The organism is Bradyrhizobium sp. RD5-C2, assembly GCF_019972155.1.
Taxonomy (GTDB): Bacteria; Pseudomonadota; Alphaproteobacteria; order Rhizobiales; family Xanthobacteraceae; genus Bradyrhizobium.
Map to the genome: position 1 here is coordinate 82,082 of NZ_BOVL01000004.1, position 24,401 is coordinate 106,482.

Below are 24,401 nucleotides of genomic sequence, written 5' to 3' on the forward strand. Positions count from 1 at the left end.
CAGCGAGCACGCAACCATGAGCGTCTCCGAACCGTTCATCCGCCGGCCGATCGCCACCTCGCTGCTCGGCATCGCCCTGATGATCGGCGGCGCGCTGGGCTATTGGGCGCTGCCGGTCTCGGCGCTGCCGCAGGTCGACTTCCCGACCGTGCAGGTGTCGACGCAACTGCCGGGCGCGAGCCCCGACGTGGTGGCTTCGCTGATCACGGCGCCGCTGGAGCGGCAGCTCGGCCAGATCCCGTCGCTGTCGTCAATGAACTCGACCAGTTCGTTCGGCGTCAGCCAGATCTCGCTGCAGTTCGATCTCAACCGCGACATCGACGGTGCCACCCAGGACGTCCAGGCTGCGATCAATGCTGCGGCGGGCATCCTGCCGAAGACGCTGCCGTATCCACCTGTCTACGCCAAGGTGAACCCGGCCGACGCGCCGGTCATGACCCTGGCGCTGACCTCGGACACGATCTCGCTGCGGGCGATGAGCGATCTCGCCGATACCATCCTCGGACAACGGCTGAGCCAGATTTCCGGCGTCGGCCGGGTCTCGATCCTCGGCGGCTTGAAGCCTGCGGTGCGCGTGCAGGCCGACCTGGCGCGGCTTGCGGCCTATGGCATCGCGATGGAGGATCTGCGCAACGCGATCGCCGGCGCCAATGTGTCGGGGCCGAAGGGCTCGCTCGACGGCGCCCAGCAATCCTACACCATCGCCGCCAACGACCAGATCGCCGCCGCCGACGCCTACCGGCCGATCATCATCGCCTATCGCAACGGCTCGCCGGTCACGATCGGCGACGTTGCACAGATCGTCGACGGGCTCGAGAACGACCGCACCGGCGGCCGGTACCAGGGCACGCCGGCCGTCATCATCGACATCCAGCGCCAGCCCGGCGCCAACGTCATCGATGTCGTCCAGCAGATCCGCGGCGAAATCCCGCGGCTGCAGCGGGCCGTCCCGGCCGGCGTCAAGCTGACCGTGGTCTCCGACCGTACCGTGACGATCCGCGCCTCGGTCCACGACGTGCAGTTCACGCTGATCCTGAGCGTCGTGCTGGTGACGCTGGTGGTGCTGTTGTTCCTGCGATCGCTGCGCGCGACCCTGATCGCAGGCGTCGCCCTGCCGCTGTCGCTGATCACGAGCTTCGGCGTCATGTATTTCGCAGGCTTCAGCCTCGACAATCTGTCGCTGATGGCTTTGACCATCGGGACCGGTTTCGTGGTCGACGACGCCATCGTCATGATCGAGAACATCGTCCGCCACATGGAGAACGGCGAGACTGTCATGGAGGCCTCGCTGAAGGGCGCCAGCGAAATCGGCTTCACCGTGATCTCGCTGACGGTGTCGCTGATCGCGGTGTTCATTCCGCTGCTGTTCATGTCTGGCCTGGTCGGCCGCATGTTCCGCGAATTCGCGCTGACCTTGACGATCGCGGTCGTGACCTCGGCGATCGTCTCGCTGACCTTGACGCCGATGATGTGCTCGCGGCTGCTCAAGAACATCCATGAGGAGATGGCGGTTCCGGGCCTTGCCGCGGTCAGCCGCTTCATCGACCGCATGGTGGAGGTCTACCATCGCACGCTGCTCTGGGTGCTGCGGCGCCAGCGCGCGACGCTGCTGGTGACGTTCGCGACCATCGCGCTGACGCTCATCATGTATGTGCTGGCGCCGAAGGGTTTTCTGCCGCTGCAGGACACGTCCTCGATCACGGCGGTGACCGAGGCCGGCCCCGACGTCTCGTTTGCCGAGATGCAGCGCCGCCAGAGCGCGGTCGCCGACCTCATCAAGGCCGACCCTGACGTGGTCGGCGTGGTCTCGGTGATCGGCGCCGGCTCGGTCAATCCGACCACCAATGTCGGCCGCCTGGTGATGACGCTGAAGCCGCTCGACCAGCGGCGCGACGGTGTCGTCAAGGTGATCGAGCGGCTGAAGCAGAAGATCGCGACGGTCCCCGGCATGACGGTCTACTTCCAGCCGGTGCAGGACGTGCAGATCTCGACCCAGTCGAGCCGCTCGCAGTACCAGTACACGTTGACTGCGACCGATGCCGCCGAGGTCTCGCAGTGGTCGCAGAAGCTCGTTGCCGAGATGCGGCGCGACCCGATCTTCCGCGATGTTTCCTCGGAGGCGCAGGATGGCGGCCTGCGCGCGGCGCTCGACATCAACCGCCAGCGCGCCGGCCAGCTCGGCGTCAGTTTGCAGGGCGTCACCGACACGCTGAACGACGCGTTCGCGCAGCGGCAGATCTCGACGATCTACGGTCAGGCCAACCAGTACCGTGTCGTGCTCGAGGCGCTGCCGATGTATCAGCGCGATCCGTCGATCCTCGACAAGCTCTATCTGCCGGGCGCCAACGGGGCGCAGGTGCCGCTGTCAGCGGTGGCGACGCTGGTCCGCACCACGGCGCCGCTCGCGATCTCGCACCAGGCGCAATTCCCGTCGGTCTCGCTCAGCTTCAACCTGGCGCCGGGCGAGGCGCTCGGCGACGCGGTCGAGGCGGTGAAGGCGATCGAGACGAGGATCGGAATGCCCGGCAGCATCGTCGGCATCTATTCCGGCGACGCCGCCGAATTCGCGCGCTCGCTGGCCGGGCAGCCCTGGCTGATCCTGGCGGCGATCATCACGATCTACATCGTGCTCGGCGTGCTCTACGAGAGCTACATCCATCCGATCACGATCCTTTCGACGCTGCCCTCGGCCGGCGTCGGCGCCATCCTCGCCTTGATGCTGTGCGGGCAGGACCTCTCGGTGATCGGCCTGATCGGCATCATCCTCTTGATGGGCATCGTCAAGAAGAACGCGATCATGATGATCGACTTCGCGCTGGAGGCCGAGCGGCACCAGGGCATGTCGTCCTATGACGCCATCGTGCAGGCCTGCCTGTTGCGGTTCCGGCCGATCATGATGACGACGCTGGCGGCGCTGTTCGGCGCGCTGCCGCTCGCGATCGAAAGCGGCACCGGCGCCGAGCTGCGCTTTCCGCTCGGCATCTCGATCATCGGCGGCCTGCTGCTGAGCCAGCTGCTGACGCTCTACACCACGCCGGTGATCTATCTCGCGCTCGACCGGCTCAACCGCCGGATCGAGCGGGCCGTGCCGGAACCAGGTCCCAGCGGCCCGCCGATCGCGGGGGCCACCGAGGGCATGCAGTGATCTCGATCTCCGAGCCCTTCATCCGCCGGCCGGTGGGCACCACCTTGCTGGCGATCGGGCTGTTCCTGGTCGGGATCGTCGCCTACGAATTTCTGCCTGTGTCGTCGGTACCGAACGTCGACTTCCCGACCATCCGGGTGTCGGCATCGCGGCCCGGCGCCGATCCGTCGGTGATGGCCGCGACCGTCGCGGCTCCGCTTGAGCGCAAGCTCGGCACCATTTCGGGCGTCGACCAGATCACCTCGACGAGCTCGCTCGGCACCACCAGCATCCAGGTGCAGTTCTCGATCGGCCGCAACATCGACCGCGCCGCACGCGACGTGCAGGCCGCGATCAACGCCTCGCTCGCCGATCTGCCGAGCGACCTGCCGTCGTTGCCGAAATTCCGCAAGGCCAATCCGGCCGCAGCGCCGGTGTTCGTGCTGGCGCTGACCTCGAAGACGATCTCGACCAGCGCGATGTATGACGTCGCCGACACCGTGCTGGCGCAGCGCATCTCGCAGGTGCCGGGGGTCGGCGAGGTGACCGTCAGCGGCGCCGACCAGCCGGCGGTGCGCATCGCGCTCAATCCGGTGTCGCTCACCAACGCCGGGATCGCGACCGACGACGTCCGGCTTGCGATCATCAATGCCAATCCGCTGGGTCCGGTCGGCATCTTCAACGGCGACCGGCTGAGCGAGACGCTTTCGATCAACAAGCAGATGCGCACCGCGGCCGAGTTCCGCGACATCGTCATCAAGAGCTCGAACGGCAATTTCGTCCGTCTCTCCGATGTTGCCGAGGTCGAGGATTCCGTTCGCAACTCGCGCTCGATCGCCTGGTTCAACAAGCAGCCGGCGGTGCTGATCCAGATCACCAAGCAGGGCGACGCCAACGTCATCGATACCGTCGACGGCGTTCGCAGGATGCTGCCGGAACTGAAGCAGTGGATCCCGGCCGGGGTCGAGATTTCGACCCTGGTCGATCGCACCGGAACGATCCGCGCCAGCGTCGAGGACATGCAGTTCACGCTGCTGGCGACCGCCATGCTTGTGATGGTCGTGGTGTTCGTGTTCCTGCGCAGGATCGTACCGACGATCGCCGCCGGCGTCTCGGTGCCGCTGGCGTTGGCCGGCACCTGCGCCGGGATGTGGCTCGCCGGCTTCTCGATCGACAATCTGTCGCTGATGGCGCTCGCGATCTCCGTCGGCTTCGTGGTCGACGACGCCATCGTGATGATCGAGAACATGTACCGCAATCTCGAGCAGGGCATGGCGCCATATCCGGCCGCGGTCGAAGGCGCCAAGCAGATCGGCTTCACGGTGCTGTCGATCTCGCTATCGCTGATCGCGGCCTTCACGCCGCTGATCTTCATGGACGGGATCGTCGGCCGGCTGCTGCGCGAGTTCTCGCTGACGCTGACGTTCGCCATCATCGTGTCGACCCTGGTGTCGGTGACGATCACGCCGATGATCTGCGCTCACTATATAAAGGAGACGACCTCCGACCGCGCCACCTGGTACGATCGCGTCATCGAGGGCCCGCTGTCGCGGGTCGTGGCGTTCTACGCCTGGACGCTGCGGAGGGTGCTCGGATATCCTTGGCTGACGATGGCGGTGTTCGCCGCCACGGTCTCGCTGACAGTGGTGCTCTACTACAAGACGCCGAAGGCCTATTTCCCGACCGATGACAGCGGCTTCGTGATCGGGGCGACGCGGGCCTCGGCGGATATCTCGTTCCAGTCGATGCTCGGTCTGCAGCAGCGCCTCGCCGACATCGTGATGGCCGACCCCGCGGTCGCCGGCATTGGTTCGTCGGTAGGCTCCGGCGGCGGCCCGGGCGGCGCCACCTCCAACCGCGGCACCATGTTCATCAGCCTGAAGCCGCCGGAAGAGCGGGGAGGGCTTTCCACCGCGCAGGTGATCGACCGGCTGCGCCGCAACCTGTTCATGGTGCCGGGCATCCGCCTGTTCATGTTCGCCGCCCAGGACATCCGCACCGGCGGCCGGCAGAGCGATTCCGACTACCAGTACACGCTGGCCTCGACCGATCTCGATCTGTTGCAGAAATGGGCGCCGCTCGTTGCCAAGCGCATGGAGACGGTGGAAGGCATCACGGACGTTTCCTCCGACCGCGATCCCGGCGGCTTGCAGCTCAACCTCGTGATCGACCGCAAGATGGCCTCGAGTCTCGGCGTCCGGGTGCAGGACATCGACAACGCGCTCAACAACGCGTTCTCGCAGCGGCAGATCTCGTACATCTACACCCAGCGCAACCAGTACGTGGTGGTGCTCGAGATCGACCCCAAATTCCAGAGCGACCCGTCGAACCTCGAGCGCATCTATGTCGCCGGCGCCAATGACGTACAGGTGCCGCTGTCGGCGCTCGTGCACTACCAGCGCGGACTGTCGGCACTCGCGGTCTATCACTCCGGCGGATTCCCCTCGACCACGGTGTCGTTCAACCTGCTGCCGGACGTGCCGCTGGAGGTCGCGACCACGAACATCCAGCAGGCGGTCGACGAGCTGCACATGCCCGAGGGCATTCGCGGCAGCTTCGACGGCAATGCCGGTGACTTCAACAAGACCAGCGGGCGGCAGCCGCTTTTGATCCTCGGCGCGCTGGTTGCGATGTATATCGTACTCGGCGTGCTCTATGAGAGCCTGGCGCATCCGATCACGATCATCTCGACACTGCCGTCGGCTGGCCTCGGCGCCTTGCTGGCGTTACAGGTGACGAACACGCCGCTGACGGTAATCGCCTTTGTCGGCATCATCCTGTTGATCGGCATCGTCAAGAAGAACGGCATCATGATGGTCGACTTCGCGCTCGAGGCCGAGCGGCATCAGGGCCTGTCGTCGCGGGATGCGATCTTCGAGGCCTGCCGGGCGCGCTTCCGTCCCATCCTGATGACGACGATGGCCGCGCTCTTCGCGGGCATTCCGCTGGTGATCGCGACTGGCCCGGGCACCGAGCTGCGGCGGCCGCTCGGCATCACCATCATCGGCGGCCTGTTCGTGTCGCAGATCCTAACGCTCTACACCACGCCGGTAATCTATCTGTTGATCGACCGGTTCAAGGATTTGCCGGGACGACAGAAACTGAGGTGGCTCAGCGCGGCGGTCGCTCTGCTCGGCCTCGCTTCCGGCGTTGTCAGGCTGGTCCTGCATTGAATGTTGCGGACGAGGCTATCCACGACGTATAGCCGTTGAATGGCAGACCCTGTTGACGAGACCGACCTGGTGGAGGATTGCGCGCATTGCGGCAAGCCGATGCCGCTGTGCATCTGCGACAGCGTCACGCCGATCAAAAACCGGATCCAGCTCCTGATCCTGGTCCACCCGCAGGAGCAGGACAGGGCGCTCGGCACCGCGCGACTGTTGGCGCGGCATTTCGAGAAAGCCGTGGTGCGGATCGGGCTGTCCTGGCCCAGCCTCGCCAAGGCACTCGGCCGGCCGGTGCCGGATCCGTCGCGCTGGGCGGTGCTCTATCTCGGCTCGGCCAAGGTCGAAGATCTCGAAACCGACGCCGAGATCGTCGCGATCAACCGTAAGGGCGAGCTGGAGCCGCACCAGCGCGGGATCCTCTCCGACATCGAGGGCATCGTGCTGCTCGACGGCACCTGGAGCCAGGCCAAGGCGCTGTGGTGGCGAAATGCCTGGATGCTGAAGTGCCAGCGGGTGATTCTCGGACCGAAACGGCCCTCGCTGTACGGCAAACTGCGCCGGGAACCGCGGCGCGACGGCCTGTCCACCATCGAGGCAGCCTCGATCCTGCTGGCCGGGCTGGAAAAGCGGCCGGATATCGCCACAGCGTTAACTGATAGTTTCGAGCGGATGCTGGCGAGATTCCGCGAAGTGCAGGCCGAAATGCCGGAATTGGCGCCCAAACCGAAGAAGCGGGACTTCCGGAAGCGCCGGCGTTAGCTGTCCGGCTTGGTTGCCTATCGCAGAGAGGGCGTATATGAAGTGCGCCGCAAGGGGCCACGTGGCGGAGTGGTTACGCAACGGTCTGCAAAACCGTGTACACCAGTTCAATTCTGGTCGTGGCCTCCACTCATCTCATCAATGGCTTGCAGCCAATACGTGAGAAGCCGCCTTAGCTCGCGGCGTACCAGCCTTCAGGAAACGGAATCAGCGGCCACGGCACCTGGTTGTCATTGGCGGCGCGCGGCGGCGGCTGAATGCGGGGCGACGGCTGGGCCACGAAATCCTCCTGAGCAATAGGCGCGATCGCCGTTCGCACGGCGTCCAGCAGCAGATCAAATTCGACTTCGCTCATCGCGCTCTCCGAGGTTCGAGAGCGCCATGGTCGCAAAACTGTCTTCGGTCCGGATTGAGCCAATCGTTCGAATTTTATGAAAAGAACGATGGCGCCCGCTTTGGTTAATAAAACGCTGCTGACCCCCGCGGGGAACCTAGGTCGGCAAGGCCGCACCTCGTGTGAGACAAATCACATCTTGCGAAAAACTCTTCCCGGACTTCCCGGCAATATTGATAGCCGTCAAATATCGCAGAAATTTTAGGGAGACGTGACAGCGGAGACAAGCCGGGGAAATTCCCGGTGTCGGCGCGATCGTGGTCATGCGAGCCCGGCGAGGTCTCCCGGCAGCATGGTCTTGAATTGCGTCAGCACCTGCCGCGCTTTCCGCGGCGGCAGCGTGATCGCGTGACGCACGGCGGCTGCGATCAGCGTCATCGTCAGTCCTGAGAGGGCCGTGAGGGAGGCGGCCGGCATGCTGGGTGCAACCCGCCTGACCGCGTCGGACAAAAGGCCGGAGAGCACGGCCATGTCGTCCGCATCGAGCTTTTGCAGGGCGCGGTCGGCCTGCGTCGCCTGCCAGATGTCACGCATCACGGGCTCGCGCACGAACATCTCGTAGTAACTGTCGACGATCCGGCATAGCGCCGGGTGCAGGTCGCGCGCGGATGAGACCGCGGCCAGATCGCGCCTGACGCAATCGTGCCCGACGGCGTTGTGCCGTTCCGCCAGCGTGCCGATGATCGCGGCCTTGTCGGGAAAATATTGATAGAGCGAGCCGAATGCGACGCCGCTGCGTTCGACGATGTCGCTCATGCGGAAGGCCTCGCTGCCTTTCTCCGCCATGATCTCGGTCGCGCAGGCGAGGATGCGCTCGAACCGCTCGCGGCTGCGCTGTTGCGTCGGAGCAAGCCGCGCCAACCCGGGCAGGGGGGCTCCCACCCCGGGCGCGGCCCTTGCCGCTGCCTCAGGCGCGGCCTTTCGTCTCGCCATTTCTCTCCTCCGCAATCGGGGTTGACGCTTCAAATACGAGAGTTTATCTCATTTTACAAATACGAGTATTTATCGTATTTGGAGATGGAAGGATGCGCAATGTCCTGACCTCGGGCTTGCTGTGGTTTTCCGCGCTCGGCTGCGGCCTGCTTGCCGGGGTCTATTTCGCGTTCTCGGCGTTCGTCATGACCGCGCTCGGCCGCATCGATCAGGCCGCCGGCATCACGGCGATGAACGCGATCGATGTTGACATCGTGCGCTCGCTGTTCATGCCGCTCTTTCTCGGCACCACGCTGTCTTGCGCCGTGCTGGTTTTGCTCGGTGGGCTGCGATGGCAGGAGCCGGGCGCGGTTGCGATGATCTGCGGCGGCATCGTCTATGTCGTCGGGATGTTCGTCGTCACGGCCGTGTTCAACGTGCCGCTGAACGATCAGCTTGCGGCCACAGATCCGGCGAGCGCAGCGGCCGCGCCGGTCTGGGCGCGCTATCTCACCGATTGGACCTTCTGGAACCACGTGCGGGCCATCGCCTCGCTTGCGGCGACGGCGCTGTTCATTGTCGCCATCGCTGCGCGATAGAGCGTTTCGTGAGCGATGCGCTTCGCATTCTGTGCACGATTTGTACCCGTGCGGCACGATCGCTAAGGATGTGACGTCGCACACCGATGCGCGGCCGACTGCCAGGAGATTTTCGATGAAGTCTATTTTGCCGGCACTGCTTGTGATGGGACTGGCGCTGATCGCCTCGCCCGCGTCGGCCGCCGATAACCGCAACGTTTCGGTGGTCAACGAGACCGGATACGCCATCAAATTTCTCGGCTTCAACGGGCCCGATGACGGCCTCGATGAATGGGAGAATGAGCTCGAAGGCACATTGAAGAATCAGGACACCGCTTATGTCGAGTTCGGCAACGACGACGAGGGCTGCGTCTGGAACATCAAGGTCGACTGGGCCAACTACAATGAATCGGTGCTGTGGAAGAACGTCAATCTCTGCAAGCTCAATGTTCTGAGGTTGCGCTACGACCCCGGTACCAAGACCACCTCGTTCATCGCGGAGTGACGTCAGGGGCGGGCCGGGCCCGCGGAAGAATCCACGGTGCGGCGGAATGGCCGCGCCGGCGGCGTTTGCGGGCGCGCATGGCGCCGAAAGCGGGACAGCCGGGACAGGCCTGCATCGCCCTGGAACGCCGGCAAAGCCTTGCACCGCAGAGGTTTACCGTCCCGCGCTAAAGTTTCGCCGGAGGCCCATTTGGTTCTTTGCAAGGCCGAAAGGCTTTGTTATACGCTGCCCGCTCGCGAACGCTTTGTTCGCCTATTCCTCGGTAGCTCAGCGGTAGAGCATTCGACTGTTAATCGAATGGTCGCTGGTTCGAATCCAGCCCGGGGAGCCAGTTTTGGCCCCATCAATACCCTTCATCGTCGTTCACAAGCCTGTGGTCCGTAACAGGCAGACAAAAATCGTCGTCAAATCGACTCAATAACCGCGGAGACTTCGTCCTGCCGGGTCTTGAGAGGTGATTCTGATGGCCATTACCCTGATCGACCTGTCGATGCCGCAGCCGACGCTTGTTCCGAACGATGCTCCCTGCATCAGTGACGATGAATGCGTTCGCCGGCTCGCGCGGGCCGTCGAGGAGCATGATTCCGAGCATCTCGACGAAGTGGCGCGCCTGATCGGCCGGCTTGCCGTCACGATCGAATAGGGCGCACCGCGAAGCGCCTTTTGAGAGCGCGTTTTGCGCGGCAACGGCGTGTTGCGTTTTCGCGAAGCTTGTTCCAAAAGATGGCCCTGTTCTAGCTTCTCCAGCGGCAATGCCGCGACTTGCAGGGTCCCGCCAATGACCGGTTTTTCGACCGCGCGCCAGTACATGGTGGATGGTCAGGTGCGTCCGAGCGACGTGACCGATGATCGTATTCTCGAAGCCATGCTGACCGTGCCGCGCGAGGTGTTCGTGCCGGCCAGCAAGCAGGCACTGGCCTATCTCGACCTCGATCTCGACGTGACCGAGGGCGATGCGGCCAAGCGCTGCCTGATCACGCCGGCGCTGCTCGCCAGGATGCTGCAAGCCGCCGAGATCAAGGCGACCGACCGCGTCCTGGTCGTCGGCTGTGCGACCGGCTACGCCGCCGCCATCGTGGCGCACCTTGCCGGAGAGGTCAGCGCAACCGAGAGCGATCCGGCGCTTGCCGGCAAGGCCTCTGCCGCGTTCGCCCAGCTCGGCATCCAGAATGTGACCGTCAAGACCGCGGCGGTGGCCGACGGCGATGCCGCCTGCGCGCCGTACGACGTCATCGTTCTCAACGGTGCGACCGAGATCATCCCGAGCGGGCTGTTCGGTCAGCTCAAGGAGGGGGGCCGGCTGGTCGGGGTGTTCGGCCTAACGCCGCCGCCGCGCGCGACCCTCGTGACTCACACCCACGGGGATTTCGGACATCGCGAGCTGTTCGACGCCACGGCCCCCGTGCTGCCCGGACTGGAACGGGTTCCCGCCTTCGTCTTCTGACCGCTACTGCACTGCGCCACCTGATAAAATCCCGTTCCGAATCAGAAGTGTGGCCCGTTTGCCCCATGTGAAGAGTTTCCGCCGTGTTCCGTTGCGGGGTGGTTCCGTTGCCCTTAGCTGCGGATTAAGGTGAGGCGGGACTCACTTCGTCTGAAGCGACCGCCGGAACTGACTTGCGTGTGGAGACGGCGACTACAATGATTGGATTACCGGGGATGCGTGGGGTGAAAGCTATCACCGCGGCTGCGACTGCCGTCCTTCTCTTGGCGGAGCTGGGCCCCGTGCCCGCGCTCGCCGATACTATCGAGGCCGCGCTGGTGCGGTCCTACCAGAACAACCCCCAGCTGAATTCGCAGCGCGCGCTGGTGAGGGCGACCGACGAAAACGTTCCCCAGGCGCTCTCGGGCTACCGTCCGAAAGCTGCGCTGACCGTGAGCGGCGGATATCAGTACACCGACCAGCAGCCGACGGGTATCAAGAGCGCGATCAACGGAACCCAGAATCCGGCCAGCGCGGGCCTGACGGTGAACCAGTCGCTGTACAACGCGCAGACCCCGCACAGGGTGCGCGCGGCCGAAAGCCAGGTGTCGTCGGCACGCGAAGGTCTGCGCGTGCTCGAGCAGACCGTCATCCTGAGCGCCGCCACCATCTACATGGATTATCTGCGCGACGCGGCGATCGTCGAGGTCCAGCGCAGCAACACGCGCGTGCTGGAACAGACGCTGAAGCAGACCCAGGACCGCTTCAACGTAGGTGAGGTGACGCGGACGGACGTCGCGCAATCCGAGGCGCAACTTGCGGCCGGCAAGACCCAGCAGCTAACCGCAGAATCGAACCTGACGACCACGCGGTCGAACTTCCGCCGCATCATCGGCAACGAGCCGCAGAATCTCGCGCCCGGCTCGCCGGTCGATCGCTTCTTGCCGACAACGCTTGCGGCGGCCGTCGAGCTCAGCCTGACCCAGAATCCGAACGTCACGTCCGCGATGTATGGCGTCGACGTCAACTTCCTGCAGACCAAGGTTGCCGAAGGCGCGCTGCTGCCGACGGTCGGGTTGCAGGCGTCGGTGACCGAAGGCTACCAGCAGCAATTGTCGGTGAACCGGCTGTTCAATGCGGCGGCGCAGGTTCAGGTGTCGGTGCCGATCTATCAGGGCGGCGCCGAGTATTCGCTGATCCGGCAGTCGAAGGAATCGCTGGCGCAGCAGCGTCTGGTCCTGGAACAGACCAGGGATCAGGCGCGTGCCAACGTCGTCACCGCATGGGGCCAGCTGGTCGCCGGCAAGTCGCAGGTCGCGTCGGCGCAGGCGCAGGTGACCGCGTCCGAAATCGCGCTGAACGGCGTGCGCGAAGAGGCCAAGGCCGGTCAGCGCACCACGCTCGACGTGCTCAACGCGCAGCAAGCGCTGGTCAATGCGCGCAACGCACTCGTCACCGCGCAACACGACCGCGTCGTTGCATCCTACAACGTGCTGAGCGCGATCGGCCGGCTGTCACCGCAGGTGATGGGCCTTTCGACCAACGTCTATGATCCCACCGTGCATTATCAGCAGGTGCGCGACAACTGGGCCGGCGTGCGTACGCCCGACGGCCGCTAAACACCTTCACATCAACGTCGCTCGTCGCGCCATGTTTGTGGTTCTGAGTTAATCAGGACCACAGACTGGCGCGTTTGCTTGCAATCGATAATTGGCCTGACATACCGTTTTGTCGGGCAGCAACGCGATTCGCGGCGCCGGCGTTGCGTGATGGCAGGTGCGACGCCACCTGTGATCACGCTGCATTGGGCGACACGAAGCTTGCACAAAGCCTCGGGCGGGCTTGATCTGGGGACAAGTCGGGCGGGAGCAATGAAAATCTCCGCCTGCTTCATCGGAACCGGCGAATCCTCTCGGGCTTGATGTAAAATAAGTTTCGATGTGGAGTCGGAGATGACGCAACCTGCGAAGGTCCAAGAGCCCTCGATGGAGGAGATTCTGGCGTCGATCCGTCGCATCATTGCCGACGACGAGGCGAAGCCGGCCGCGGCCGAGAAACCTGCTGCTGCTGCACCGCCGCCGCCGAAAGTCGAGCCGCCGCCACCAGCCGCCAAGCCTGCGATGAAGAGCCCGCCGCCCGCAGCACCCCCGGCCGCGAAGCCCGCCGCGTCGGCACCGAAATCACCGCCGCCGGCGCCAACGCCGGCCAGCAACAGTCAGGACGACATCGACTCGCTGCTCGCCAGCCTCGACGAGGCGACGCCTGCGGCCGAGATCAGGCCGTCGCCGCAGCCCGAAGCCCAGCCCGAAGCCGATGTATTCGAGCTCACCGACGACATGGCGCTGCCGGAACCGGCGGCCACGCCGTCGTTCCGCAAGGTCGAGCCGCAGGATGACGTCGAGTTCACGGAAGCCCGCACACGGGTGCCGGAGCCAATGCGAGAACCGGTTCGAGAGCGAGAGCCGCCGGCAATCGAAACTGCGCCGATGCAACAGATCATCTCGGGAACCACGATGCGGGCGGTCGAATCCGCCTTCAACTCCCTGGCCAACACCGTGCTGAGCAACAATGCACGGACGCTGGAAGATCTGGTCAAGGAGATGCTGCGGCCGATGCTCAAGTCCTGGCTGGACGACAATCTGCCGGGGCTGGTCGAGCGGATCGTCAAGGCCGAGATCGAGCGGGTCTCCCGCGGGCGCTAGTCCGCCGCGGGCGTCAGCTCCTTCCGCAGGGGCTTGGCAGCCCTCATTCAGCCCCCAAATGCCCCCGTGTTTCGGTTCTGATAGGATCAGACCCGAAACGCCAGTTCCCCGTTTTGACGCGTTTTCACGCGAACCGGTATCCACTTCGCTCGAAAACGCTCCCAATGCCGTTTTGACGTGCCGGTCCGGTTGACTTGGTGCGTTCGGGCGGCTTTCTACCCTTTCCCCATGGTCCACAGCGCATTGTCATGATCGAGAAAAACTACCAGCCCGCCGATATCGAGCTCCGGATGGCCCAGATCTGGGAGGAGAGCGGTGCGTTCAAGGCCGGCCGGCCCGAGCGCAAGGACGCCGCGCCTTTCACCATCGTGATCCCGCCGCCGAACGTGACCGGCTCGCTGCACATGGGCCACGCGCTCAACAACACGCTGCAGGACATCCTGTGCCGTTTCGAGCGGATGCGCGGCCGCGACGTGCTGTGGCAGCCCGGCACCGATCATGCCGGCATCGCCACCCAGATGGTGGTCGAGCGTCAGCTGATGGAGCGGCAGGAGCCGGGCCGTCGCGACATGGGCCGCGCCAAGTTCCTCGAGCGGGTCTGGCAGTGGAAGGCCGAGAGCGGCGGCACCATCGTCAACCAGCTCAAGCGCCTCGGCGCGTCCTGCGACTGGTCGCGCGAGCGCTTCACCATGGACGAGGGCCTGTCGCGCGCCGTCGTCAAGGTGTTCGTCGAGCTGCACCGCCAGGGCCTGATCTACAAGGACAAGCGCCTGGTTAATTGGGATCCGAAGCTGCTCACCGCGATCTCCGATCTCGAAGTGCAGCAGGTCGAGGTCAAGGGCCATCTCTGGTACCTGCGCTATCCGATCGAGGGGCGGACGTTCAATCCCGAGGACCCCAAATCGTTCATCGTGGTCGCGACGACGCGTCCGGAGACGATGCTCGGCGACACCGCGGTCGCGGTGCATCCGGACGATGAGCGCTACACCGACCTGGTCGGCCGGCATGTGATCCTGCCGCTGGTCGGCCGCAGGATTCCGATCGTCGCCGACGACTATTCCGATCCGGAGAAGGGCTCGGGCGCCGTCAAGGTGACGCCGGCGCACGACTTCAACGACTTCGAGATCGGCAAGCGCCACGGCCTGCCGCAGATCAGCGTGCTCGACCAGGAAGGCTGCCTCAGCCTCACCGGCAACGAGGACTATCTGCGCGGCTTGCCGACGGGCGCCGACGAGTTCGCGGCGGAGTTTCACGGCATCGAGCGCTTCGCGGCGCGCAAGAAGATCGTGGTGCGGCTGGAGGAGTTCGGCTTCCTCGAACGGATCGAGCCCAACACCCACATGGTGCCGCATGGCGACCGCTCGAACGTAGTGATCGAGCCGTATCTCACCGACCAGTGGTATGTCGACGCCAAGACGCTGGCGCAGCCGGCGATGGCAGCGGTGCGCTCGGGCGAGACGACGTTCGTGCCGAAGAACTGGGAAAAGACCTATTTCGAGTGGATGGAGAACATCCAGCCCTGGTGCATCTCGCGCCAGCTCTGGTGGGGCCATCAGATCCCGGCCTGGTACGGGCCCGACGGCAAGGTGTTCGTGGCCGAGACCGAGGAAGAGGCGGTCGGCAACGCGCTCGGCTATTACGTCGAGCAGGAAGTCATCACACCGGAGCAGGGCCACGACATGGCGGTCGATCCCGCCAAGCGCGAGGGCTTCATCACGCGTGACGAGGACGTGCTCGACACCTGGTTCTCGTCGGCGCTGTGGCCGTTCTCGACGCTGGGCTGGCCGGACGACACGCCGGAGGTCGCGCGCTACTACCCGACCAACACGCTGGTCACGGGCTTCGACATCATCTTCTTCTGGGTCGCCCGCATGATGATGATGGGCCTCCACTTCATGAAGGAGGCGCCGTTCTCGACCGTCTACATCCACCGTCTCGTCCGTGACGAGAAGGGCGCCAAGATGTCGAAATCGAAGGGCAACGTCATCGACCCGCTCGGCGTGATCGACGATTTCGGCGCCGACGCGCTGCGCTTCGCGCTGACCCGTGAGGCGGCGCAGGGCCACGACATCCGCCTGTCGCCGCATCTGGTCGAGACCAACCGCAACTTCGCGACCAAGTTCTGGAACGCCTGCCGCTTCGCCGAGATGAACGAGTGCGTCAAGCCGGACGGTTTCGATCCGAAGGGCGCCAAGGAGACGTTGAACCGCTGGATCGCGCACGAGACCTCGCGCGTCACCCGCGAGGTGACCGAGACGATCGAGGATCATCGCTTCAACGACGCGGCCGGCGCGATCTACCGCTTCGTCTGGAACGTGTTCTGCGACTGGTATCTCGAGCTGGCAAAGCCGGTGCTGATGGGCGAGGAGGGCGCGGCCAAGGCCGAGACCCGCGCCATGATCGCCTGGACCCGCGACGAGATCCTCAAGCTGCTGCATCCGTTCATGCCCTTTATCACCGAAGAGCTGTGGGCCGTGACCGCAAAGCGCGACGGCCTCCTGGTGCTGGCGCCCTGGCCGCGCAAGCAGGGCGTGACCGGGGAGCAACTGGCGGCGATCGCGACCGCAGGTCCCGTCGTCGATCCGATCATTCCACCGGTGATTGCGGCGCTCGATGCGGACGAGTTCAGCGATCCCGCGGCCGAGGCCGAGATCGGCTGGGTGGTCGATCTCGTCACCACAATGCGATCGGTGAAAGCGGAGATGAACATCCCGCCGTCGACGCTGACGCCGCTGGCGATCGTGACCACCTCCGACGAGACGCGCGACCGCGCCCAGCGCTGGAACGACACCATCAAACGCCTCGCGCGATTGTCGGAGATTTCCTTCGCTAACGCCGCGCCGGAAGGCGCCATGCAGCTGCTCGTGCGCGGCGAAGTCGTCGCGCTGCCGCTGAAGGGCGTGATCGATCTTGCGGCCGAACGGGCGCGTCTGGAGAAAGAGCTCGGCAAGGCCGACGCCGACATCAAGCGGGTCGATGCAAAACTCTCCAACGAGAAGTTCGTCGCCAACGCGCCGGAAGAGCTCGTCGAGGAAGAGAAGGAAAAGCGCGCGGCAGCAACGGAGCGCCGCGCCAAGATCCTCGAGGCGATCGAGCTACTGAAGAAGGCGTCATAGCTGATAACGCTGTGACGCTCAGAACCGCTTGCTGAGGAACTTCGATCCTTTCAGCCCATAGCGCCAGGGCAGGTCGACGGCCTTGGTGATGCCGATCCGCAATCCGGTGACGATGTCGGGCGGCTCCAGCCGCGCGTGGAGCGCGATCGGCGGCCGGTCGAGCGGCAGTTCGCTGTGCGCGATCGTGATGCCGAGCGCCTCGCAGAGCTTGCCGGGCCCCGAGCACAAGGCGCGCTCATCCTCCAGCCCGCGCCGCCGGCGCATCGCGGCAAGCCCATGGGTCGGCTCGAGCGCGCGGATCAGGACGGCGCTGGCCGAGCCCGGCGCCTCGCAGACGAAGTTGACGCACCAATGGATGCCGTAGGATCGGTAGACATAGGAGAAGCCCGGTGGGCCGAACATCACCTGGTTGCGCGGGGTCGGTCCGTTGAACGAGTGGGCCGCCGGTTCGGTGTGATGGTAGGCCTCGACCTCGGTGATGATGCCGCCGACGCCGCCGACCAGGAAGGTCGCGCCGATCAGGTCGGGCGCGACCTCGAGGACGCTGCGATCGAAGAACGAGCGTTTCAGAGCTTTGCCGAGGCGCGGCGCGGTCGCACGGGTCGAGCGGGGTTTTTGAGCCATTTTGAGGTGGGAATCGGGGCGGAACGGACCTCGACACTGCCAATATATTGGCTGATCTGCTAGGGTTGCATAGGCCGGGTTGCGAGCCGTGCCAACACGGACTAGCTATGGCCTCTCGCGATTTGCAGGCACAAATGGTCACCATCGTCGACACCATCTCCACCACTCAGCTCCGCCCGCGCCACCCCGAAAAGGTGAACCGGCCGGATGCCGTGTCGCCGCCGAAGCCGGACTGGATCCGGGTCCGCGCACCGAACACGCGCGGCTATGCGGACACGCGCAAGATCGTGAAGGAGAACGGCCTCGTCACGGTGTGCGAGGAGGCGGGCTGCCCCAACATCGGTGAGTGCTGGGATAAGAAGCACGCCACCTTCATGATCATGGGCGACACCTGCACCCGCGCCTGTGCGTTCTGCAACGTCAAGACCGGCATGCCCAGCGCGCTCGATGCCCATGAGCCCGAACACGTCGCCGAGGCGGTCTCGAAGCTCGGTCTGGCCCACGTCGTGATCACCTCGGTCGATCGCGACGATCTCGCTGACGGCGGTGCCGAGCATTTTGCGCAAGTGATCCGCGCCATCCGCGCCCGCTGCCCGACCACCACGATCGAGATCCTGACGCCGGACTTCCTGCGCAAGGACGGCGCGCTCGAGCGCGTGGTCGCGGCCAAGCCCGATGTCTTCAACCACAATCTGGAAACGGTGCCGTCGGGCTATCTGACGGTCCGTCCCGGGGCGCGCTACTTCCATTCGATCCGGCTGCTGCAGCGGGTCAAGGAAATGGACCCGACCATCTTCACCAAGTCAGGCATCATGGTCGGTCTCGGCGAGGAGCGGCACGAGGTGCTGCAGGTGATGGACGATCTGCGCTCGGCCGAGGTCGATTTCCTGACCATCGGCCAGTATTTGCAGCCGACGCGCAAACATCACGCCGTGATGCGCTACGTGACGCCGGATGAATTCGCCGGCTACGAGCGTGTCGCCTATACCAAGGGATTTCTGATGGTGTCGGCGAGTCCGCTGACGCGCTCGTCGCATCATGCCGGCGAGGATTTTGCGAAGCTGCAGGCGGCACGCACGGCTCGCGGCCGCTAGATTTTGAAACGGCAGGAGGCCGGCGTCACCGCGCGCCGTTGCCTGATCGAGCCTTGACCGAATCTTGGACGGGACCAATGCAACGCGTGCTGGTGATGGGATCGTCGGGGTCCGGCAAGTCGACCTTTGCGCGACGGCTGTCTGCCATAACGGGTATCCCGACTGTGTCGATCGACGCGCTGTTCTGGAAGCCGGGTTGGGTCGAGTCCGACAAGGATGAATTCGAGCGCCGCATGATCGAGGTCACGCGAGGGCCGCGCTGGATCATGGATGGGAACTTCATGAGGAACGGCGCAGGTGAATTGCGCCGGGAGCTTTCCGACACGATCATCTGGTTCGACCTGCCGCGACTGACCTGCATGCTCGGAATCCTGGGGCGGATCGCCGGTAGCTATGGCCAGGTTCGCCCCGAGATGGCGGAAGGCTGCCCGGAGAAGATCGACCTCGAATTCTTCCGTTATGTCTGGACCTATCGCCAGCGGCAGCGACCGAAGCTGATCGAATATTTTTCGGGCTTGCGCGCCGATCAATCGCTGGTCTGCTTCACCGATCGGGCCCAGGCGGACGATTATCTGCAGCGTCTCGCACGCCAGCAAAACCGTGCGAGTATCCACTGATGCCACGATTCTCAAGCAAGCGGCGGGTCCGCCACACCGCACCTCAAATGTTCGACCTGGTCGCGGACGTCGAGCGCTATCCCGAATTCGTGCCGCTGTGCCAGGCGCTCAAGATCCGCCAGCGGACGCCCAAAGACGACGGCACAGAGGTCGTGGTCGCCGACATGACCGTCTCCTTCAAGCTGGTGCGCGAGACCTTCACCAGCAGGGTGACGCTCGACCGACCCAACCTGAAGATCCTGGTCGAATATCTGCGCGGACCGTTCAGCAATCTGGAGAATCGCTGGAGTTTTGAGCCGAAGTCGGACACCGAATGCGATGTCGGCTTCTTCCTGAACTACGAATTCAAGAACCGGATGCTGGCGATGCTGATGGGCTCGATGTTCGACGCCGCATTCTCGCGCTTTGCTGCCGCGTTCGAGAAGCGTGCCGATCAGGTCTACGGCAAGCCCCAGCTCTCGACCTAGTAACGCTGTCTCGTCCGCTGACGAGGCGGTCGTTTCCCCGGAACGCAAATGCCCGGCACAAGGCCGGGCATGACGGATAGTGCGGAGGCGCGTTCGCTGACTTTAAGGGCACGAACGCCGTACACCGCCCTTTGCGATGTAGGTGCCTGAAGCCGGGTCGTAGGAGCGGAAACGCTGCGAGCAATAGGCGTCGTTGTTGGCCTTGGCCTGGCTCGCCGCGATGGCGCCGCCGATGATCGCACCGGCTGCAAGCCCGCCGATGATCGCAGCGCCGTTTCCACCGCCGTCATGGCGATGACCGTAGTAGCCGCCGCGGTAGCCGTAACGCGGGCCGCCATGCCAGTGACGATACTGCACGTGCTCGACGGAGGTCGGCTGGTCCTGCAACCGGGCGGGCGCGAGCGGTGCGGCGAACGAGGGGGCAATAGTCGACAGCGTCATGGCGCCAGAGGTGATTGCGGCCACGACCAAAGTTCCCAACTTCATCATTTTCTCCTTGTTGTGGGATTTTGCTGTTTGGAAAAACGATTCAAACGGCGGCGGGAATAATGGAAAACGGCGAAGCGACGTCGCAGTTCCACCTGAGATAGGCGGCACTGGGTCGCAGTTGACTTGAGGGTAGTGTGAGGCTGGCCTTCGCGCGACTAGACTTGCGTAGGCCTATCCGCGTGGCGGCCTTCTGCGTTTCGCGGCGTGGTTTCGCGGCGACCGCGCCACGCGCGGCCGCAACCGGCTGGCGGCCTCGCGCCGCGGCTTTGCGGCCTGCGGCGGGCGCGCGAGCTCCATCAGCATGCGCAGCGCCTCGACCACGGAGCGCTGCCGCACTGTGCTGCGGCCGATCGCGCCGAACCTCTGCTCGCGATGAACGATGCGGCCATCGCGCGCGGCGACGGCGAAGTGCACCAGGCCGACCGGCTTGCCCGGCGTCGCGCCGCCGGGGCCAGCGATCCCGGTGATCGAGACCGCAAGGTCGACGCCGGCCTTTTCCAGCGCGCCGATCGCCATCGCGGTCGCGGTTTCCTTGCTCACCGCGCCGAACGTCTCCAGCGTAGCCGCCTTGACGCCGAGCATCGCCCGCTTGGCCTCGTTCGAATAGGTGACGAAGCCGCGGTCGATCACGTCGGACGATCCGGGAATATCAGTGAGAGCGCCGGCGACCAGGCCGCCGGTACAGGATTCGGCGGTCGCGATGGTCAGCTTGCGCATCCGGCACAGGTCGAGCAGCGCGCGGGAGAGGGCACGAGCGTCGCTGCCGCCCATGTCAGGCACTCCAGCCGGTTTCATCCCAGGGGAGGCGAACCGTGGCGCTCGCGGTCGCCGCGATGCCTTCCTCGCGGCCGGTGAAGCCGAGCCGCTCGCTGGTGGTGGCCTTGACCGCCACGCGCGAGATGTGGACGCCGGAGATCTCCGCGATCTTCGCCCGCATGGTGTCGCGCAGCGGGCCGATCTTCGGCCGCTCGCAGATCAGCGTCACCTCGAGATTGGCGATCCGCCCGCCGCGCGCGGTGACGCGCTCGACGGCATATTTCAGGAACTGGTCGGACGAGGCGCCTTTCCACTTGGCGTCGCTCGGCGGGAAGTGCGAGCCGATGTCGCCGTCGGCCAGCGCACCGAGGATCGCGTCGACCAGCGCATGCAGCGCGACATCGCCGTCGGAATGCGCCAGGAATCCCTTTGTGTGCGGCACGCGCACGCCGCAGATCATGACATGGTCGCCGTCGCCAAAGGCGTGCACGTCGTAGCCGGTGCCGGTCCTGATGTCGCCGAGCTGGCTCGCGAGCCGCGCTTCCTCGCGCACGAAATCTTCGGGTGTGGTGAGTTTCATGTTGGCAGCATCGCCTTCAAACGTCGCAACGGTCAATCCCGCCCATTCGGCAAGCGCGGCATCGTCGGTGAAGTCGCTGCGGCTCTCGCGCGCGGCACGACGATGCGCCTCCAATATTACGTCGAAACGAAATGCCTGCGGCGTCTGGGCGATGCGCAAGCGGGCGCGCTCCGGCGTCGCCTCGACATCGCCGGTATCGCCGGTGACCTTGATCGTATCGGTGACCGGAATCACTGGGATCGCAGCGCCGGTCCGACCGGCCGCGGCGATCGCGCGCGAGATCACTGCCGACGTGACGAAGGGACGCGCGGCATCGTGGATCAGCACGATGTCGGGCTTCGCGCTGGCGAGCGCCTCGAGCCCGGCATGGACGGAGGCCTGCCGGGTCGCGCCGCCCGGCGTCGGCGGTTGATGGCGGAGGCCCGCGACCGCTTCGTCGAACAATGCGGCGTCGTCGGGATTGACCACCGGCTGCACCGCAAACACGTCGGGGTGCCCGGAGAACGCCTCCATGGCGCGGTAGATCACCGTCTGTCCGCCGATCGTCCGGTACTGCTTGGGTCCGCCTGCGCCGGCGCGCAGTCCACGGCCGGCTGCGACAAGGATGGCTGCGGTACGCTCAGGCTTCGGCATGTTGAACCAGTGACAAACAAATCGGGGATGAGGGGAGCGGCGGGGACCGCCGCGCACAGCCCTTAGCATGACCGCTGCGCAAAAACAGAGCGTTTGCCGATGACTGTGGGAAAAGCAGATTTTGTTGCAGTGCACTTACACAGGTGGTAGGAATGTCTAAACCGTAGGCATGAGCCTTGACTGCACAAGAATTGTGCGCAGAATAGACGACGTCAGCTGCAATGGCGTGGCTGACAGAACGACGAGACGGCTGTGACCGGCGTGCAAAGTACTCCTCGTAACCCATTGAAGATAGGCGATATTGCTGTCGCCAACCGGGTTCTCCTCGCGCCCATGTCAGGCATCACCGACGCGCCCTTCCGGCGACTCGCCGCTAGTTTGGGCGCCGGACTGGTGGTCTCCGAGATGACCGCCAGCGACGATCTGGTGAACGGTAAGCCGATGTCGAAGCTGCGTTGTGAGGCAGCCGGGATCGGGCCGCATGTGGTCCAGCTTGCCGGCTGCCAGACCCACTGGATGGCGGAAGGCGCGCGGATCGCCGAGGGCGCCGGCGCCGACATCATCGATATCAACATGGGCTGCCCGGCGCGCCACGTGACCGGCGGCCAGTCCGGCTCGGCCTTGATGCGCGACCTCGACCACGCGGTGACGCTGATCGAGGCGACGCTGGCGGCGGTCAAGGTGCCGGTGACGCTGAAGATGCGGCTCGGCTGGGACGATCGCTCGCTCAATGCGCCCGAACTGGCGCGCCGCGCCGAGGCATCCGGCGTGCAGATGATCACCGTCCATGGCCGCACCCGCTGCCAGTTCTACAAGGGCGAGGCCAACTGGAACGCGGTGCGCGCGGTCAAGGATGCCGTCACGATCCCGGTCGTGGTCAACGGGGACATCACCTCGTTCGACAAGGCGCTCGACGCGCTGGAGATGTCCGGCGCCGACGCCGTCATGATCGGCCGCGGCGCGCAGGGCCAGCCTTGGCTGCCCGGCCAGATCGGCCGCCGGCTCGAGACCGGGGTCGCCGAGGCCGCGCCGTCGCTCGCCGAGCAGCTCAAGCATGTTCGCGCGCTCTATGACGAGGTCTGCAGCCACTATGGCCTGCGCATCGGGCTCAGGCATGCGCGCAAGCATCTCGGCTGGGCGCTGGAGACTGCGGCGGCCTATAGCTGCGCGCCGGCGGCAACATTGAAGACCTGGCGGCAGGCGATCCTGACTTCAGAGCAGCCGTCCAGCGTGCATCGCGCGCTCGAGGACGCCTACGACGATTTTGCCTGGAGCGCTGCCGCATGACGTCAGCCATGGAATTTCGCCGGCCCGTGCCCACCGACGGCGAGGCCATCCTCAACGCGCTGCCCAATCCGGTGCTGCTGGTCGCCCCCGACGGACGGATCGTCGATGCCAACATCGCCGCCGAATCCTTCTTCGAGATCTCGACGCAGTTCTTGCGCCGGCAGTCGCTGAAGGAGCTGGTGCCGTTCGGCAGCCCGCTGCTCGCGCTGATCGAGCAGGTTCGGGCGAGCGGCTCGCCGGTCAACGAATACAAGGTCGATCTCGGCACGCCGCGGATCGGCGGCGATCGTCAGGTCGACCTGCACGTCGCGCCGCTGACCGAGCGGCCCGGGCATATCGTGGTGATGCTGCAGGAGCGCACCATCGCCGACAAGATGGATCGCCAGCTCACCCATCGCAGCGCGGCGCGCTCGGTGATCGCGCTGGCCGCGATGCTCGCCCATGAGATCAAGAATCCGCTGTCGGGCATCCGCGGCGCCGCGCAGCTCCTCGAGCAGCAGGCTTCCTCAGAGGATAGGCTGCTGACGCGGCTGATCTGCGACGAGGCAGACCGCATCGTGACGCTGGTCGACCGCATGGAAGTGTTCGGCGACGACCGTCCGGTGGCGCGTGGCCCGGTCAATATCCATTCCGTGCTCGACCATGTGAAGCGGCTGGCGCAATCGGGCTTTGCCCGCAACGTCCGCTTCATTGAGGACTATGATCCGTCGCTGCCGCCGGTGCTCGCCAATCAGGACCAGCTGATCCAGGTGTTCCTCAACCTCGTGAAGAACGCGGCTGAAGCGGTCGCCGATCTCGGCACCGATGCGGAGATCCACCTCACCACGGCGTTCCGGCCGGGCGTGCGACTGTCGGTGCCGGGCAAGAAATCGCGGGTCTCGCTGCCGCTGGAGTTCTGCGTCAAGGACAACGGTTCAGGCGTGCCGGAAGACCTGCTGCCGAACCTGTTCGATCCCTTCGTCACAACCAAGCAGACCGGCAGCGGGCTTGGCCTCGCGCTGGTCGCCAAGATCGTCGGCGATCACGGCGGCATCATCGAATGCGAGTCGCAGCCGCGCAAAACCACCTTCCGCGTGCTGATGCCGATGTACACCGCCGCCAAACAACACGACCAAAGCAACCGCGATGACGTTCCGGGTACGTCCTCGCCTGCCTCTCAGGATACACGATGAGG

At 65.0% G+C, this 24,401-nt stretch carries 21 protein-coding genes and 2 tRNA genes; 17 read left to right on the forward strand and 6 right to left on the reverse strand.

The features are described 5' to 3' along the window. Window positions 1-16: 16 nt before the first annotated feature. From BraRD5C2_RS01765 to BraRD5C2_RS01780, 4 genes are all read left to right on the forward strand, one after another. Window positions 17-3,145 carry an efflux RND transporter permease subunit gene (locus tag BraRD5C2_RS01765; protein ID WP_223966418.1) on the forward strand — a complete coding sequence of 1,043 codons (3,129 nt, stop codon included), beginning with the start codon at window positions 17-19 and terminating at the stop codon, window positions 3,143-3,145. Further along, window positions 3,142-6,297, forward strand: a complete 3,156-nt coding sequence (locus BraRD5C2_RS01770; RefSeq protein WP_223966419.1) for an efflux RND transporter permease subunit — start codon at window positions 3,142-3,144, stop codon at window positions 6,295-6,297. Before BraRD5C2_RS01765 ends, BraRD5C2_RS01770 begins: the two co-directional genes overlap by 4 nt. 39 nt (window positions 6,298-6,336) lie before the next feature. Further along, the gene (locus tag BraRD5C2_RS01775) at window positions 6,337-7,050 is read left to right on the forward strand and encodes a tRNA-uridine aminocarboxypropyltransferase (RefSeq protein WP_223966420.1); all 714 of its coding nucleotides are present in this window, start codon (window positions 6,337-6,339) and stop codon (window positions 7,048-7,050) included. Window positions 7,051-7,105: 55 nt separating this feature from the next. Continuing rightward, a tRNA-Cys gene (locus BraRD5C2_RS01780) sits at window positions 7,106-7,179 on the forward strand. Window positions 7,180-7,222: 43 nt separating this feature from the next. Here BraRD5C2_RS01780 and BraRD5C2_RS01785 read toward each other — a convergent pair. Further along, the gene (locus BraRD5C2_RS01785) at window positions 7,223-7,405 is read right to left on the reverse strand and encodes a hypothetical protein (RefSeq protein ID WP_223966421.1); all 183 of its coding nucleotides are present in this window, start codon (window positions 7,403-7,405) and stop codon (window positions 7,223-7,225) included. Between the two features lie 300 nt (window positions 7,406-7,705). Further along, a complete protein-coding gene (locus BraRD5C2_RS01790; protein WP_223966422.1) occupies window positions 7,706-8,377 on the reverse strand; it encodes a TetR/AcrR family transcriptional regulator in 672 nt (223 codons plus the stop codon). Window positions 8,378-8,469: 92 nt separating this feature from the next. Between BraRD5C2_RS01790 and BraRD5C2_RS01795 the strand changes: the two genes are divergently transcribed. The 8 genes from BraRD5C2_RS01795 (at window position 8,470) to BraRD5C2_RS01830 (ending at window position 16,680) form a co-directional block, all read left to right on the forward strand. After that, the gene (locus tag BraRD5C2_RS01795; RefSeq protein WP_223966423.1) at window positions 8,470-8,955 is read left to right on the forward strand and encodes an anthrone oxygenase family protein; all 486 of its coding nucleotides are present in this window, start codon (window positions 8,470-8,472) and stop codon (window positions 8,953-8,955) included. Between the two features lie 115 nt (window positions 8,956-9,070). Continuing rightward, on the forward strand, window positions 9,071-9,439 hold the full coding sequence (locus BraRD5C2_RS01800; protein WP_223966425.1) for a hypothetical protein: 369 nt from the start codon (window positions 9,071-9,073) through the stop codon (window positions 9,437-9,439). 256 nt (window positions 9,440-9,695) lie between these two features. After that, window positions 9,696-9,770 (forward strand) — tRNA-Asn (locus BraRD5C2_RS01805). Window positions 9,771-9,902: 132 nt separating this feature from the next. Further along, the gene (locus BraRD5C2_RS01810; protein ID WP_223966426.1) at window positions 9,903-10,082 is read left to right on the forward strand and encodes a hypothetical protein; all 180 of its coding nucleotides are present in this window, start codon (window positions 9,903-9,905) and stop codon (window positions 10,080-10,082) included. 135 nt (window positions 10,083-10,217) lie between these two features. Continuing rightward, on the forward strand, window positions 10,218-10,883 hold the full coding sequence (locus tag BraRD5C2_RS01815) for a protein-L-isoaspartate O-methyltransferase family protein (RefSeq protein ID WP_223966428.1): 666 nt from the start codon (window positions 10,218-10,220) through the stop codon (window positions 10,881-10,883). Between the two features lie 215 nt (window positions 10,884-11,098). Next, window positions 11,099-12,481, forward strand: coding sequence for a TolC family outer membrane protein (locus tag BraRD5C2_RS01820; protein ID WP_223966430.1), 1,383 nt, complete (start codon window positions 11,099-11,101; stop codon window positions 12,479-12,481). Window positions 12,482-12,814: 333 nt separating this feature from the next. After that, window positions 12,815-13,564 (forward strand): PopZ family protein, encoded by a 750-nt coding sequence (locus BraRD5C2_RS01825; RefSeq protein ID WP_223966433.1) that lies wholly within the window; start codon window positions 12,815-12,817, stop codon window positions 13,562-13,564. Between the two features lie 248 nt (window positions 13,565-13,812). Further along, complete coding sequence (locus BraRD5C2_RS01830) at window positions 13,813-16,680, forward strand: valine--tRNA ligase (RefSeq protein ID WP_223966435.1); 2,868 nt, start codon at window positions 13,813-13,815, stop codon at window positions 16,678-16,680. 18 nt (window positions 16,681-16,698) lie between these two features. On the opposite strand, the gene BraRD5C2_RS01835 is transcribed toward BraRD5C2_RS01830, so the two are convergent. After that, the gene (locus tag BraRD5C2_RS01835) at window positions 16,699-17,304 is read right to left on the reverse strand and encodes a DNA-3-methyladenine glycosylase (RefSeq protein ID WP_223966437.1); all 606 of its coding nucleotides are present in this window, start codon (window positions 17,302-17,304) and stop codon (window positions 16,699-16,701) included. Between the two features lie 134 nt (window positions 17,305-17,438). Between BraRD5C2_RS01835 and lipA the strand changes: the two genes are divergently transcribed. From lipA to BraRD5C2_RS01850, 3 genes are all read left to right on the forward strand, one after another. Next, a complete protein-coding gene (gene lipA, locus BraRD5C2_RS01840) occupies window positions 17,439-18,398 on the forward strand; it encodes a lipoyl synthase (RefSeq protein ID WP_223966438.1) in 960 nt (319 codons plus the stop codon). A gap of 77 nt (window positions 18,399-18,475) precedes the next feature. After that, on the forward strand, window positions 18,476-19,015 hold the full coding sequence (locus tag BraRD5C2_RS01845; RefSeq protein WP_223966441.1) for a P-loop NTPase family protein: 540 nt from the start codon (window positions 18,476-18,478) through the stop codon (window positions 19,013-19,015). Beyond that, window positions 19,015-19,482: a type II toxin-antitoxin system RatA family toxin gene (locus BraRD5C2_RS01850; RefSeq protein ID WP_223966442.1), complete on the forward strand. Its 468-nt coding sequence runs from the start codon at window positions 19,015-19,017 to the stop codon at window positions 19,480-19,482. Before BraRD5C2_RS01845 ends, BraRD5C2_RS01850 begins: the two co-directional genes overlap by 1 nt. 102 nt (window positions 19,483-19,584) lie before the next feature. On the opposite strand, the gene BraRD5C2_RS01855 is transcribed toward BraRD5C2_RS01850, so the two are convergent. From BraRD5C2_RS01855 to BraRD5C2_RS01865, 3 genes are all read right to left on the reverse strand, one after another. Beyond that, window positions 19,585-19,971 carry a BA14K family protein gene (locus BraRD5C2_RS01855; protein WP_223966443.1) on the reverse strand — a complete coding sequence of 129 codons (387 nt, stop codon included), beginning with the start codon at window positions 19,969-19,971 and terminating at the stop codon, window positions 19,585-19,587. Between the two features lie 171 nt (window positions 19,972-20,142). After that, entirely contained in the window at window positions 20,143-20,742 is a 600-nt protein-coding gene (locus BraRD5C2_RS01860) for a CinA family protein (protein WP_223966444.1), read from the reverse strand. Between the two features lies 1 nt (window position 20,743). Next, a complete protein-coding gene (locus tag BraRD5C2_RS01865; protein WP_223966445.1) occupies window positions 20,744-21,940 on the reverse strand; it encodes a bifunctional 2-C-methyl-D-erythritol 4-phosphate cytidylyltransferase/2-C-methyl-D-erythritol 2,4-cyclodiphosphate synthase in 1,197 nt (398 codons plus the stop codon). A gap of 285 nt (window positions 21,941-22,225) precedes the next feature. On the opposite strand from BraRD5C2_RS01865, the gene dusB reads away from it, so the two are divergent. Both dusB and BraRD5C2_RS01875 read left to right on the forward strand, forming a co-directional pair. Continuing rightward, window positions 22,226-23,227, forward strand: coding sequence for a tRNA dihydrouridine synthase DusB (gene dusB / locus BraRD5C2_RS01870; protein WP_223966446.1), 1,002 nt, complete (start codon window positions 22,226-22,228; stop codon window positions 23,225-23,227). Further along, entirely contained in the window at window positions 23,224-24,399 is a 1,176-nt protein-coding gene (locus tag BraRD5C2_RS01875) for a two-component system sensor histidine kinase NtrB (RefSeq protein WP_223966447.1), read from the forward strand. Before dusB ends, BraRD5C2_RS01875 begins: the two co-directional genes overlap by 4 nt. Window positions 24,400-24,401: the final 2 nt, after the last annotated feature.